The following is a 14,476-nucleotide window of genomic DNA, read 5'->3' on the forward strand; positions in this document are numbered from 1 at the left end:
CAAAGACTCGGATGCCAGGGTTGGTGTCCGCCGGGATCCACAAAATGCCAACCGAAAACAAAAAATATTTGGATATAACCTTGTCCTGACTACTTCAGTTGAGATTGACCTGAAACTTGAACTACCTGTTGCAGCAACCAATATTGCCGGCAATGCTGAAGAAGGGGACATCCTCATTGAGAACAACGAACAGATTGCTGCTTTCCATGAAACCCAGACATCTGTTGATATTGCTGATGCAAAATATGATATTACCAAAAACTATCAATATTTAAGGGATAAAGGATCCATCCCGATCATTGATTACAATCCAAGACGGGAAAATATCAGCTCTGATGCTTTGCATGCGAGAGGATATGACACAAATGGGTGGCCATACGCACCTTGTGGTTTAGTAACAAGGCCCAACGGCTTTGATGAAAGATTACAACGTCATACCTTTTGATGCTTTAAACAATGTCTCAAACTCAAAACCAGGGGCATCATCAATCTACAGGATAATTATGATATGGGGTCATGCCGATACATTGAAAACCGTAATGGATATTCCCGGCACATGTATATAAAAGATCAGCCAAGACTTCAAAACCAGATCCCAAGGGGAACAAAGCGTTACAACACCATAAAACGGGCCAGGTCTGCATCAGAAAGAGCCAACAGCACCATCAAGGAAGATATTAAAATTATAGACAAACCCATCATTTATAATAAAACCAGGGCGGACATCCTGTCACAGATTGCGGCCATTGTTCTGTTACTACACCGGGCCATGGTGTTTATTGCCCGAACGACCCTCCTGCTTCAAAAATGCTCCGACTCGAATGACCCTGGGGCAATCAACAAAATAGTCGGGACTCCTATCCCCAAATCCATCCGGTCCCTTATCCAGCTGGAGTAAATGCTGCCAAGGGGTTTTAGGTGGATTCTTCTTTCCCAAGAGTCATATGCAGACTCTACAGCATCCTATTTTCCTATATTAATTTTTCCTCCCATTTTTAACTGTTTTTGTTTTTACTTCACTGCCTTTTTTGAAAATATTTTATTAAAAGCGAAATCTTATCTTTCTGTATCGTAACTTTTGCATAATCTGCTGATTTTAAGCCGCTGTATTAAACACCCTCCAACAGTGTTAAAAGCGACTTCTTGTCGCAACCGGTGTATGTTGATTGTTGAAATAGGTATGCTGTCCCCGGAATTCCTGTCCCCGGAATTCAACATCTCCTATATGCTGGCCACTGCCCGGATTGGAGATCCGTCTGCCTGCTGAAAGTACAGAGGAAAACAACTGAATCCAAAAGCCCCCCCATGAAGCTGATCCAGGTTTGCCAGGTTTTCAACAATCACCATATCCGATCCAAGCAGAATTTTATGGATGGGATAGGTCCGAGTATCAGCACTGTCCGCAGAGATGGCATCAAATCCGATGCCTTTTAACCCTATCCCTGCCACCCACTCAGCAGCCTCCGGGGTGAGTACCGGAAAGTTGGAAAAATAGTTGTCCGTTCCCCAATAACGACTCCAGCCTGTATGAATCAGTAAGAAATCAATGTTTTTCAGTTGATTCTCAACAGGGTTAAGAACCCCAAGATCTATGGAATTATCCTCATTGGATTCAAGGTGTACAACGATAGCGCTACCGTAGAAATGACCGATATCATACTGGTCCAGAAATTTTCCGCCCTTTATCAAATGGGCCGGAGCATCCATATGGGTGCCTGTATGGGAGTAAAATGTGATTTTTTTTTCAAGGAAACCATCCTGCTCAATAGAACAGCCAATGCTGGTTACCGGCTGTTCGGTGCCTGGATAAACAGGCATATCTTCATGGATGGGATGGGTAAGGTCAATGAGTGTGGTCATAATAATTTTCAGGAACTCCTATAAATATCTTTTACATATTTTTTAAACCAAATGGGTTTGTTAAAAAGTACATAAAGTAAAATCACAGCAGTAATCGGAAACGGGATAATCAAATCAAAAACGGATAGTAAAATCAAATATATTAGTATTTTAGATTTTGTTTTCATGTTTTGTTTTTAAGATCCTTCACAGCGTCTTTCAAAACTGGACAGATTCCTCTCCATGGACAAGCAGGCCCAGAATAATTTTGTCCTGGGGCGACGGCTGGGATATTATCAGCGGCTTTCGGACATGGACACCTCCATGAACCGCGACTTTGTCGACAAAAAGCTGGCCACGGTCAAGGGACAGGATCTTGAAGCCATCTTCCATGATCTTCGCAGGCAGGTAATCTAAAAAAGTAGCGTCTGTCATATATGATGGGCCTCCTGTTTAGATGTTGCCGATAAGTTTATAAAGTCATCAGGGCTCGTAATTGGTTCAATCTTATATCGTGCCCAAAATCCTATCAGATTCTCTATAGGGATGTTTTCTTCGATATTGGTAAATCCAATATCTGAAATAAAATCTTGCAGATGCATCCTTTTTGTTGGCAATCCTCTGAGTTTGAATAACCACTTGATCAGATTTGATTTTGCTAAATCAAAATCCCTTGCTTTTTCATACACTTTATCAATAGAACTATTTATTACAGTTTCATGATATTCGTTGAACGAATATCTTGGTAAATACTTATCAATTAATTTTTGCTTAATCATTGTGTTAACCCAGAGCAGCGGAAAGCCCGTCAATAAGTTGGCTGATTTCATCCTCGATTGTGTAATGAAGGAATGATAATCGTAGGATACCCGTGTCAAGGGGGATGTTCAATCCCATTAACGGACGGACACTGTAAAAATGTCCTTGCCCTGCCATCAATTTCTTTGCTGTCAGTACCGCAAAGATCTCATCAATTGATTTCTTTTTTGGTACGATGGATACGGTTGGGACTCGCAGTTCTGGATCATCCGGTCCAACAATGCAGATATCATCGCGCTGGCGCAGCCATTCCAGGAGCTTTGCCAGCAGACGTCTCTCATGATCCTGGAACAGTTTTTTAAGATGCCTTCCTTTTTCTGCCGGATCAACCGCTTTAGAGAAATGGTGCTCATAAACCGTATCAAGATACCGGGCCACACCGGAAGCAGCAGCGATCTGGGCATGGTCAGGGCCAGCCGGCAGCATCTTTTTGCGAATAATGTGCTTATTAAAGAAGTGCCCCTGGTTGGGCAACTCATCCATGACCTCTTTTTTAATGGTCATGAGCCCAAGATGCGGTCCCCATGTTTTGTAAAGGGAAAACAGGTAAATATCCGCCCCCAGCGATCCAATGTCCGGCAGTCCATGGGGGGCATAGGCCACCCCGTCCACAACTACACAGATGCCGGCTGTCTTTGCCTTTGCCTTTGATACGATTTCAGCCACCGGATTGACATGGCCAATGATATTGGAACAATGAGGGAATGCCAGCAGCCTGGTTTTATGGGACAGCATGGCATCCAGATCATCCGGATTCAACATTCCGGTCTCAGGATCAACGCGCCATTCCTTGATTACGATGCCTGTTTTTTCAAGACGTCTCCAAAATCCCGCATTGGCCTCGTGATCCTGGTTGGATAGGATGATTTCGTCCCCCTCGTTCCACAGTTCTCGGAAGGCCTGGGACAGAACATAGAGGTTCTGAGAGGTTGACGGGCCGAACTGGACTTCATCTTCGCTGACATTGAGGTATGCTGAAAGTTGGCTGTAGGACGTATTCATTGCCGCCCCCGCTTTTTGTGATGCCGGGTAATTATAATAGGGTTGAACCTTGGTCCGTGTATAGTAGTCGTTCAGACCGGAAATCACCTGCCGACATGTATAGGACCCGCCTGCATTTTCAAAGAAACCCCATCCGTTTAATGACGGCTCTTCAAATGCAGGAAATTGACTTCTGATAAATTTTGAATCCAACTGTGTCATAAATCACTCCTCCAAATTTTTGTGGAATCTTATTCGTATCTCTTTAGAAACGTCCGCCGATAAAAAATCCGGTTTTCGGTGTCCTTGAAGCAAAAAAAGATCATTTAGGATCCAGTTGAAGGATGAGATTCCTGCGGGCTGCGGAGCCAGGCCTGTTCAACCACATCCCGCGGCCGGGCTTTCCCGTGGGCGGGCAAAAAGAGGTGGCAGTCGGTATCGAGGAGGGTTTTCCAAGTTCGGACCATCTGGCCTGCGTCTACCCCGAAGGGGGGAAGCACCCCGTTTTTCGTTGTCCAGGTTACCCTCATTCCCCCCAGGAAACATTCACTTCATCCTGTGTTATAGCTTTTTAATATTTCAATATTGTTGTCAAGTATCCTATTGCCAACATATACTGAACAAATTCTTCCTCTTTATGGGGCCCCACAAACTGACAGTTTTGTAACGTTTAGAATATGCGGCAAACCGGTTACAACTCAAAAATCACCGGTGAAATCCGGTGCATTTTTAATAAATGGTTAAGGATAATTGAAGAGAGAGGGATTTTTGTTGTCTGTTGAGCCATGTTTTTTTACACCAGCTGAATTCTTATTTGACCTGCGCCTTCAAGCATCTTTCCAGAACTGTTAATCATACATGAGCCCTGAATTGTACAGGGTCTAGAGTACATACTTTATCCAGTCTGCCCTGCAGCATAAATAGTTTGAGGGCCTTTCTAAATGAAAATACTCTGTAGAGATTGTAGTCTAAAGAATTTTGCGGTGTTCGTTCTTATTAAAAGGCTTCCCTTCATTATCTCTACCATAACCCTGAAAGACCTCGCGAACATGCCATTTAATATGCGCAGCCTCGAGAGCTACTAAAGAATTCCCGACTCGGACATTAAAACCACAGACGGCACATTGATATTCATACGCATTTAAAATTTTATCCCTGAAGTTCGGATCTCGCTTTCTTTTTATTTTATTATTGTATTCAAGATCGATTCCGACAGCTTCTAGGATATCTTCGTGTATTGAAGTCGGGAAGTTTTTCTCTAAAATATTTGTCATACGTTTCTTGACAAAAAACATCTTCCTAACTTAGTCTTATCATGGTTTTGCACTTCCACTGTTTTTTTGTAAAACAAAAATGACTTCATTAATACTGATTCTGCCATCTTTATTTGTATCAGCAATTAAATATAATTCAGATTCACTTACACCTGTTGCAACTCTTAATGCTATCATTGCATCAATAAGATCAGGTGGAAGATTGCTGTCATTTATGTCCCCTGGGATAAGATGATCAAGTTCCCCTCCAAGAGACACGCTTCCAAGCAGTCTGCCCTGGTCATTGTTGATAATTAATTCAGTATTCTTGACTCCCAAGGTAGATGGCAGACATTGTACAGCAATAATACAGCTGGTTTGGGCAGGGAGTGTCTGGTCTTTGCAGGGAGCGTCAATAATAGAATAATCATTGACGTCCTGTCCGGACAGAGCAATGTCACCCAAACTCATTGGCACCTGGGTCTTGTTAAAAACAATTATGTTTTTAACAAGACCTTTGTATGAAATTTTTCCAAAATCATAGGACTCAGGGTCTAAAATATTCAGGGTGTAAATGGTTGATGCAGTATTGTTTTCTTCACTGATCTCACTGATTTTATTTTCCGGATCAACAACAAATGAAATTTCCGGAGTCCATGAAGAATAATTATAAAATTCAAGGGCTGCAGGCAAAGAGACCTGGGCTGTTAACCCTGGTAGAATATCCGGTATTATCATTGTATCGATAATATCTTCCTGAGCTTTAAAAAGGACTTCCACATCATGGGCCTGTATGGAACCATTATTTTTGATATCTGCAACAATATGATACGTTCCGTCAGGCTTTTGATCAAGACCACAGTGGACTGCCTCAAGATCAGGTCTGATGATTTCAAATTGAGCTTTGTTGTTGTCTTCGCTGCTTTCCACAGTGTTATTATCAGGGTCAGCAACAGCATAAACAGTATATTCGATTATATCAGCAGGGATTGTCCAGTCTATGCTTGCCTGACCTGTTTCACCAGCTTTAAGGCTGGCAGGTGTGATGTTAACACTTGAACTTCCTATCAACACGCCTGAAACAGCCGGGTCACCCAGATAAAAGGAAATGGATTCATCTATTATGCTTAAATCTCCATTGTTTAAAACCTTTGCGGTCAGGGTCACAGCATCGCCGGGTAAAGGCGAAACCGGATCCATACTTATGCTTTCAGGGGGCATCATCAGGTCAACAGTCAATTCATAGGTCATATGAAATAGCCCTGTTGCACCGGTATCAGCATCTTTTTTATTAAATACAAGGTGAAGCATATTGTTGCCATCAAACAATCCATCAAAATCTTTTTCCATCTCAGGGTCGTCGGTCAATCTTAAATCACTGCTCCACAGGGAATTATTGTTATCATAAACAGAATAAAAAAGATCAATACCCTTATCATCAGACTCCTGCCATAAAATAACAAGATGATCATTCAGATCTGAATAAAATTTAAAATCCATGAGACCTGCTGACAATATATCTGTTTTTATTGTTTCATACGGATAGGGTGACGCCCAGTTTTTAAGATGCACAATGGTATCTCCCCTGAGCCATACAAGTTCAGGATTTCCCAAAGTATTATAAAGAATCTGGGAATTGGTATCAGCTGTATCTGCGGGATCATCGGCAGTCACCCTGGTGGGTGATCCCCAGTTTGTGCCGTCAAACTCAATCAAAAAGATTTCCTGGTCATTAGAAGCCGGCTCTACTGATCCTTCAGGTGCAATAAAAGTTCCATCCATATCTTTTGTATAGGTCAGAATGCCTTGAGTTCCATTATAGGCAAATGAGAATTTAAAGCAGTCTGCAAGGGCATCGACAACCGTGTTTACACTTGAAAATCCGTTTCCATTCCAGGTGGCATAGTGAACAGCGGTAGGGTTAGCAGTATTGCCGATCAACTGGTTCCCTTCATTGCTGAACCACAAAAGCATCAGATTCCCGTTACTGCCCCGCCTGAGCATTGGATTGTAATCCATATAAATATTGTCTGTCAGTGCTTGGGGTTCTGACCATGCCGGTGTAGCCGCTTCCGGATCATAGGCAGAATAAACAATTTCAATTTCAGGAACCATATCAAGAATACTCTCACCGGTAAAATTTTCATTTTTTACCCGCTGCCACACGCAAATTATCTTTCCTGTGCTGTCATATGCGATTGAAGGAGAAAAGTCAGCTCTTGTATCATCAAGAATTGGTGCCGGATCTGTATAATCACTCCCATCAAAAAAAGAATAATAAATTTCAGTATCCTGGTTTGCCGCATTATCAGGATCTAAATAAACATATGCAATGGCGGCATTCCCGTTATATTCTGCGATGGCAGGATCTGAGTGTGGAAATACATTTTCAACAACCTGAAAGTTTGTTTTGGCACCAGTCCCGCCAATGTCCTGGGCTGATCTGCTTGAAAAGGTCACTTTTTTATTATAATCACCATAATCTAAAAAATCCCTGGACACTGGCTGCAATGTATATGTCGGGATACCCTGAGTATAGGATAAGGATTGTGATGTAGTTGCAGGATAAGTATACGGATGAGTGTATCCAATTTTCCATGCCCATCCCATGATAGTAAATTGTATATTCGCAGTCAGTGCTGCATCAAGTTGCCTGAAATAATCAGGATCAGCAGGAACCTGCCAGGATATTTTACCGTTTCCACCCCCTGTCACTTCTGCTTCAAGGTCATCAATAATATCAATGCTCATCCCGAGTCCAATGCCGGCATCCGTTTGAATGTCAGCTTTGTTAAAACCGATTTCGCCGGTGGCGCTCATTATTTCAAGAGCCATTTCAGAGCCTGTGGTTATACTGCCTTTAATTTTTGCCCTGTCATTAAACCAGCCCACAGCGCCACCAATCAAAGGAAGGTTAACCGCTCCTTCAAGGGCAGGAATTATAGTGACAGGCCCGACTTCTTTTTTAAGAGTTCCTTTAACCCCGAGTATCAGACTGGTCTCTTTCCATTCAAGCCCTTTATTATCTTCGTATTTCAGGTTCCCCTTCCCACCAAGTTTTATTTCAATTGTACCTCCGGCAGCATCAAATCCTGATTTTCCTCCGGCTGCGATACTGCCGCTTCCATCTGTTTTCGCTTCTAACTCTACAAATGCCTGGGTTTCCTTGATTCCAAAAACCCGGCCGCCTATATACGGGAATAGCCCCCAGGCAGAGGTCCTCCACCGCCAGGCGGATAAGTCGCACCGCATGGGCCTAAATCTTCAGTTGAAGCAAGTCCGCCGGTTGTGGCATAATAATATCGCCAGTCGCCGCATTTATTGTCGTTGCTGTAATAGCCTTCAGATTTGACAAAATAGGGAGATGACTCCGTTGAGTGATAAAACTTCCATTTGCCATCCTTTTTGCCATAGGCATAGTTGCCTTCCTGATCTTTTATCCGCTGATTATAATAAGTATAGCCGTAGGATGTATATGTCGTTGTAATCCATTTTGTATAAGCACCATGCAGCAAACCATTTTTATAGGTTGCATTTTCATGCATATGGAAGTAGTAGGGGTTGTACTGACTGAAATCTGGAGCGCTCCGCCATTTTTGATAAACACCGTCCAACAACCCGTAACGATAATTTGTGAAAGATTCTATTTGACCGGTGGATTGAGTCCATTGTTTGCTGCTACCATGCAGCACTCCATTCTGATAATTTTTTTCCCAGTGTTTGACATATCCATAGCTGTAATGGGGTCTATACCATGCTTCATCCAGGCCATGCTGCTGCCCGTGATTCCAGTGAATAATCTGGCTGACTGTGGGATACGTATAATATCGGGTGTCCGTACCATGTTTTACCTGTTCATTGGCTGCATTCAGATAATAGGTATACTTGGCAGTGGTACTTTCAAAAGTTAATAATTCAAATGCAAAACCAGTATGGCTTAAAATTAAAACCACGAGCAATACTATACAAAACAAAAAATTAGCGCGATAAGATCTATCCACACTTTTCAGTTCAATCCCCATTTGCTACCCCTTATAATGTGCATAAATAAAAATGGGGTCGGACAAGACCTGATCCCATTTTAAAATTACTGGCTCATCCTTTGAATATTGACCCCATCACCAAATGTTTAACAAAAAAAGGGGCTTTGATCATGCCACTGCCAACCGTCTGGCAGCCGGATTTCAGAACAGATCCGGTCATGGAACCAGGCCAAAATGTTCTTGCCATCGGCCCGTTCCAGGCGCGGCAAAAATTCCAGGGAGACGGGTTCGAACTCCCGGGAGCGCAGATAGGTCTCAAAGGTGGCATTGATCTTTTCCCAGAGATGGCCTGATTCCTGCTGGCACAATTTTACATTCCACTCCAGACCATCGGTCAAGGCAGGATTTGAAATATTAGACGACCCCACATAGGCCGCACCAAAAGCGGTTTTCCGATCTGGGAGAATTGGCAAGGGCAGGATCAAGGACTTGCAGCAGACGTTTGCCCTCCAGATCAATGTACCCATGGCCAACCCGATTTTTTTCAATGGAGTTGCAGGCCGAAAAGATGAGTTCATTGCACACGGCAATCTGTTTTACAAGCTTGTCACGGCCTTTGACCCGTGCCAGGATGCCGGCAAGGTATTGTTCCATGTAGCGGGCCAGTATGCCGTGGCTTTCTTCAGTGTCCACCCGGGTGGTGATGCTTTTGAGCCCCTTATCCAGTTTATCCAGCTTTTGCTTCAGTGCCTGTGTGATCAGTTGTTCGTATAATCCGGGTTGGATGGCCATGGGTTAATTTCCTAGAAAGCGGCAGTCCGAACAAGGGTCCATTTTCAAAGAGGAAAAGAAAATTATCACCTTGTATCATACCGCAATTAGCACAAGTGTTTGCCCAATAACGGACCCCTTTGATTGATTAACCAAAATCTATATGTATCAATAGGCCTTGAAGCCATTTACTTCCTTCAGGGGTGACCAACCAGTATAATGCACCACATAGTAGCCAAATGCCGGGGGTAATGCCCTGGACAGGGTGGGGGATTAAAACCCCCGGCTACCCGATTGGGATTATATTGTCCCTGGAATTTGCAGATCAGATTCAAATACGATTATTGGGGCAACTCGGTCCCTTCGTTCATGATCTGTATGTACTCCACATATGAATATAGACGGTTACGCTTCTGTCCGGTAATTTCTTTAACGATACCAAGCTTTTCAAGTTCGCGAAGGCATGCATTGACTGTGGCTGGTGAAAGTTGCGTTTTCTCCTGGATCGAGTTCGGTGAACCTATTGGGCGCTCCAGCATTGCCTTATGAATGAGATGGGCCGAACCGGATATGCGTTTTAGTCCATTAATGCGCAGCCCGTCTTCAGTGGACAATCTCATCAATTGTTGAGATGTTTCAACGGCTCTTGTTGCTGTATGAATAACGGCATCGGCAAAGAAATCGAGCCAAGTCTCCCAATCACCGGTCAACCTGACTTGGTTGAGAAGTTCATAATAGCGTTGGCGGTGTGTTTTGAAATAAAGACTGAGGTACAGCATCGGTTCTTTAAGGACTTTTTCAGAACATAACAGCAGCGTGATTATCAGACGACCGAGACGACCATTGCCATCAAGGAACGGGTGGATGGTTTCGAATTGGACGTGGGCTAATGCAGCCTTGATCAACACCGGAGTTTTGTTCGGTTGATCATGCAGAAACAGCTCCAGCTTTCCCATACATTCCTGAATATATTCAGGGGGTGGTGGTACAAAAGCCGCATTACCGGGACGGCTTCCACCAATCCAGTTCTGGCTTCTCCGAAACTCGCCAGGATCACAGTCTTTACCACGACCTTTCGATAGCAGAACACTATGAATTTCTTTAAGCAGTCTTAGAGAAAGAGGAAAGTCCTCTCCAAGTCGTTTAAGACCATGATGAAGGGCAGCCACATAGTTGCTAACTTCCTGAACGTCATCCAAAGGAACTCCGGGTTGATGCTTGAATTCAAACAGCAGCAGGTCAGAAAGAGATGACTGAGTACCTTCAATCATGGAAGAGAGCACCGCTTCCTTGCGAACATACATATAAAGGAAAAGAGATGTATCAGGAAGCAAAACAGAGACACTGTCAAGACGACCGAGAGCCAGCAGAGCCTGGTCAAATTTCTCCCTAAGTTCGGATGACCATTCTATAGGTGGTGTCGGCGGTAGTGTAGCAGGAATAAAGGCTTGAGCCTTTTCTCCAACTGTCGAGATAGTAATATAGCGGCCTTGTAAGTCTCTGTTCATGTTTTTATTTCAATTTTTGAATTAACAATTTTTTTATTTCAAATTAGTCCTTAACGCAAAATAACGGCTTGGTAATATGTTGTCAAGGGGTACTTCGGGATTGCTAAAAAATAAACGCAGGCGTGGTTCTTGTAAGCTGCCGTAAAAACTAAAAGCGTTTTATCCGTAGTCCCGCCCAAGAAGAGACCACAACATTGCAAAATCTGCGGCTCGTCCGGCAGCATTTTGATTGTTGGATTAAAAGGTCTGTATATTTCATTACGCTGAGTAATTACATTATCCAATACCAAATTCTTGTGCATGAATGATTATTTTTTCTTTACTATCAAAAATATCATTCGCTCTATACACTTTCTCTAATTCCGCATAACCAACCTGTTTAAGGGTTTCCCGCAGCTCGTCACACACCTTCTGAAGTGAGACCTGGACTGAAACACCTGTTAGCAAGTAAGGGATTTCCCGCAATGCGGGCAGGTCTGATGTGTCTGCATACTCGCATTTCCTTCCTGTAAAGCTGCCGCTTGCTGGAGTGTTTCCGTCTCTGTTTCTTGCAAGCCCAACTCCTCGCCAATCTCCTCTAATTCGTGCTGCTCTTTGGCTGTAATAACGCCGTCTTGAAGCGCCTGGGTCACTTTGAGTTTGAAGGTGTCGCGCCGTCGCTGCAATTCGCTTGAGAAACCGGAGGCAATGATACCCGCAGGCAGGGCAGCCATGCCAACACCGATAACCATCACCAGCACGCCGAAAAGTTTTCCAGCGACGGATCCAGGAACGACATCGCCATACCCGACAGTGGAGAGCGTGACGATCGCCCACCACATCGCCGCAGGAATGCTGCTGAAAGTCTCTACCTGAGACCCTCGTTCGGCAACATAAATGCCGCCTGCGGAAAGCACCACCATTACGCCAAGAATAAAGATAGCGGCCACCAATGACCCCGCTTCGTTGCGCACCACCGTTGTCAAAATATCGAGTGCTTTCAGGTGGCGGGAGAGCTTGAAAATTCTCAGCAATCGTACCACACGTAAGAAACGTGCATCAAATCCAAAGAACATGGAGAGATAAAAGGGAACGATTGCGATGAAATCAACCAGAGCCATGGGTGTCAGCATAAACCGCAAGCGCCCCGTGAACTTATTTTGGTAGTCTGGGCTTTCAACCGAAGACCAGACACGCAGCGCATATTCAACGGTGAATATGGCTATTGAAAAGAGTTCAAATAACCAGAACACCTTTTCATAATAAGTACCTACAGAATCAACCGATTCCATGATGATAGCCAGAATATTCACGATAATTAGAAACATAATGGCACCATTCACCAACTTGCCCGATCTGGTATTGGTTTCCAGTAAATTGTAGACGCGTAATCGAAAGGTCATGATTTCCCCTTTTTATACAGTTCTAATTACTGATCCTCTGATCCTCCCCAAAGATTGTACACTTTGGGCTTAAGCCTCTATAATTTTGAAAATAACCGGCTTTATCCGGTTCATTTTTCTTGTGTGTGCCGGGCACAAAATCGCTAAAATTTTACTTTTTAGTCGAGCTTGGCCTAACTAATTTGGATCTCGGTTTTTATCGCCCCACAGTTAAACGAGATTGGAGTTAACGAACTCCCAATTAACAAGATTGTGTAAAAAGGCATCAAGGTAATTTCCTCGCCCATTTTGATAGTCAAGGTAATATGCATGCTCCCATACATCCACTGTCAATAGGGGCTTTAAGCCGTGAGCTATGGGTGTGTCAGCATTTGAAGTTGCCATAAGCTCTAACTTGTTGTTTTTCAGAACAAGCCATGCCCAGCCGCTACCGAATTGAGTCAGTCCAGTATTTTTCAACTGTTCAATGAAATTGTCATATCCGCCAAAATCGACATTGATCTTCTCTGCAATAGCGCCAGTAGGTAGCCCTCCGCCATTGGGCATCATTGAATGCCAGTAAAATGTGTGGTTCCAAACCTGAGCAGCATTATTGAAGATTCCCGCTTTTTCAGCATTATTGGCTGTTTTTTTGATAATATCCTCTAACGTCTCGTTGGCCAGATCAGTTCCCTCGATTAGCTTATTCAGGTTGGTAACATAAGCGTTATGGTGTTTTCCATAATGAAAGCTCATGGTCTTCGCACTGATATGGGGTTCCAAAGCATCTTTTTCATAAGGAAGATTGGCTAGGATAATTGTCATGTTTTTCTCCTTATTATATAAAATTTATTTTTTCAAACGACTACATAAGCCGTTCTGGGCGCGTAGCACACAGAATCGGCTTATGTAGTCTTCTATTAATTCCGTTAATATGCTGTTATGTCTATGTCCCTATTCCCCTCAAAGCCGGTGGATGTGAAATATTATGGCTTTTTTACTTAAATTCTTTCGATGCTGCGTTCATAGAAGATGAGCGAAAAGTGATTTTTTTGATTGGCATCTTATTTTTAAGAAGCTCGTAGAAAAGCTCGCAAAGATTTTCACAAGTAGATACTTTTTTGGTCACAACTATTCTGTATTCCGGGTATGACCAAGCAAGTGCATGGTCTATCTTTTTAAGAGGAACACAATGCTCTGGGTCATTATTAATGCCTTCTTTTTTGTATACAGCAATAACCGCGTCAAGAAGCGGATCGCCTTCTTGAAACAATGTTGCGTGGTGGAAATGGTCACAAACTTCCCATGCTTTTTTGAATCCATCTTTACAAGCGTGTGCAAATCCAGTTACCGGGTCTACGGTGTCTTCAAGTTCAATCGTTAAAAGACCTGAATGCCCGTGAAGGTGCTTTGCTTCTCTCGGCCATTTCATAAATCTGTGTGCGTACTGAAAGTCAAGGTTTACGATTGATGTGTATTTGTCGTTTGACATGATACTTTTCTCCTTAAGTTAAATGATACGAACTACAAAAATCTGCGGCCTGTGCCAGGTAGCCGGGGACCGTCACCGGTCCCAAGCCCCTTAAGAACCCTGCGTGAGACTTTCACCTCACAGGGCTCAAGCATTGATAAGGCGTGTTGCCACACCCGACAGTTGCCTTTGTTTCCAACGTGCTTTGAGGTTGTTTAATACTCCCAAAACTGCACTCCGTCTAAAATTTTCAACCCACAAAGAAACATTTCAACCCAGTATTTTTCAACACGCTGCTATCACAGTCTGTTTATAATTCCATAATTTGTAGTATTTTTTTTGACTACCTTCATTTTGTGCTGGCGTCTCCCATTGTTATCTGCTATACAATTATACATGGAAGAATTAGTCATCAGAAATCGAAAAATAACTGCCACAGATTTAACTTTTATTCAAGCAATTGTTCATCAACATTGGGATAAAGGTCGCA

At 43.2% G+C, this 14,476-nt stretch carries 13 protein-coding genes and 2 pseudogenes; 3 read left to right on the forward strand and 12 right to left on the reverse strand.

Annotated elements, in window-relative coordinates:
- A pseudogene (locus Q1Q15_RS24590) lies at positions 1-445 on the forward strand (hypothetical protein); the annotation flags it as partial.
- Positions 446-508: 63 nt separating this feature from the next.
- A complete protein-coding gene (locus tag Q1Q15_RS24595) occupies positions 509-898 on the forward strand; it encodes a hypothetical protein (RefSeq protein ID WP_300465303.1) in 390 nt (129 codons plus the stop codon).
- Positions 899-1,221: 323 nt separating this feature from the next.
- Here the strand turns inward: Q1Q15_RS24595 and Q1Q15_RS24600 are convergent, their stop codons facing one another.
- On the reverse strand, positions 1,222-1,860 hold the full coding sequence (locus Q1Q15_RS24600; protein ID WP_300465304.1) for a cyclase family protein: 639 nt from the start codon (positions 1,858-1,860) through the stop codon (positions 1,222-1,224).
- Positions 1,861-2,082: 222 nt separating this feature from the next.
- On the opposite strand from Q1Q15_RS24600, the gene Q1Q15_RS24605 reads away from it, so the two are divergent.
- Complete coding sequence (locus tag Q1Q15_RS24605) at positions 2,083-2,256, forward strand: hypothetical protein (RefSeq protein WP_300465305.1); 174 nt, start codon at positions 2,083-2,085, stop codon at positions 2,254-2,256.
- A 14-nt stretch (positions 2,257-2,270) separates the two neighbouring features.
- On the opposite strand, the gene Q1Q15_RS24610 is transcribed toward Q1Q15_RS24605, so the two are convergent.
- The 11 genes and pseudogenes from Q1Q15_RS24610 to Q1Q15_RS24660 form a co-directional block, all read right to left on the reverse strand.
- The gene (locus tag Q1Q15_RS24610) at positions 2,271-2,618 is read right to left on the reverse strand and encodes a hypothetical protein (protein WP_300465306.1); all 348 of its coding nucleotides are present in this window, start codon (positions 2,616-2,618) and stop codon (positions 2,271-2,273) included.
- A gap of 4 nt (positions 2,619-2,622) precedes the next feature.
- Positions 2,623-3,861, reverse strand: a complete 1,239-nt coding sequence (locus Q1Q15_RS24615) for an aminotransferase class V-fold PLP-dependent enzyme (protein WP_300465307.1) — start codon at positions 3,859-3,861, stop codon at positions 2,623-2,625.
- An 827-nt stretch (positions 3,862-4,688) separates the two neighbouring features.
- A pseudogene (locus Q1Q15_RS24620) lies at positions 4,689-4,910 on the reverse strand (restriction endonuclease); the annotation flags it as partial.
- 42 nt (positions 4,911-4,952) lie between these two features.
- Positions 4,953-8,144, reverse strand: coding sequence for a CARDB domain-containing protein (locus tag Q1Q15_RS24625; RefSeq protein ID WP_300465309.1), 3,192 nt, complete (start codon positions 8,142-8,144; stop codon positions 4,953-4,955).
- Entirely contained in the window at positions 8,081-8,914 is an 834-nt protein-coding gene (locus Q1Q15_RS24630) for a hypothetical protein (protein ID WP_300465310.1), read from the reverse strand. The genes Q1Q15_RS24625 and Q1Q15_RS24630 overlap by 64 nt, the downstream gene beginning before the upstream one ends.
- 107 nt (positions 8,915-9,021) lie before the next feature.
- Positions 9,022-9,303 (reverse strand): hypothetical protein, encoded by a 282-nt coding sequence (locus Q1Q15_RS24635; protein ID WP_300465311.1) that lies wholly within the window; start codon positions 9,301-9,303, stop codon positions 9,022-9,024.
- Positions 9,290-9,667 (reverse strand): hypothetical protein, encoded by a 378-nt coding sequence (locus tag Q1Q15_RS24640; protein WP_300465312.1) that lies wholly within the window; start codon positions 9,665-9,667, stop codon positions 9,290-9,292. Before Q1Q15_RS24640 ends, Q1Q15_RS24635 begins: the two co-directional genes overlap by 14 nt.
- Before the next feature lie 320 nt (positions 9,668-9,987).
- Positions 9,988-11,154, reverse strand: coding sequence for a Fic family protein (locus tag Q1Q15_RS24645; RefSeq protein WP_300465313.1), 1,167 nt, complete (start codon positions 11,152-11,154; stop codon positions 9,988-9,990).
- A gap of 440 nt (positions 11,155-11,594) precedes the next feature.
- Positions 11,595-12,536: an ion transporter gene (locus tag Q1Q15_RS24650; protein WP_300465314.1), complete on the reverse strand. Its 942-nt coding sequence runs from the start codon at positions 12,534-12,536 to the stop codon at positions 11,595-11,597.
- Positions 12,537-12,746: 210 nt separating this feature from the next.
- Positions 12,747-13,340: a superoxide dismutase gene (locus tag Q1Q15_RS24655; RefSeq protein WP_300465315.1), complete on the reverse strand. Its 594-nt coding sequence runs from the start codon at positions 13,338-13,340 to the stop codon at positions 12,747-12,749.
- 172 nt (positions 13,341-13,512) lie between these two features.
- Positions 13,513-14,007, reverse strand: a complete 495-nt coding sequence (locus Q1Q15_RS24660) for a 6-carboxytetrahydropterin synthase (protein ID WP_300465316.1) — start codon at positions 14,005-14,007, stop codon at positions 13,513-13,515.
- Positions 14,008-14,476 lie beyond the last annotated feature (469 nt).

The organism is Desulfobacula sp. (genome assembly GCF_030145145.1).
In the GTDB taxonomy this organism is placed as follows: Bacteria; Desulfobacterota; Desulfobacteria; order Desulfobacterales; family Desulfobacteraceae; genus Desulfobacula.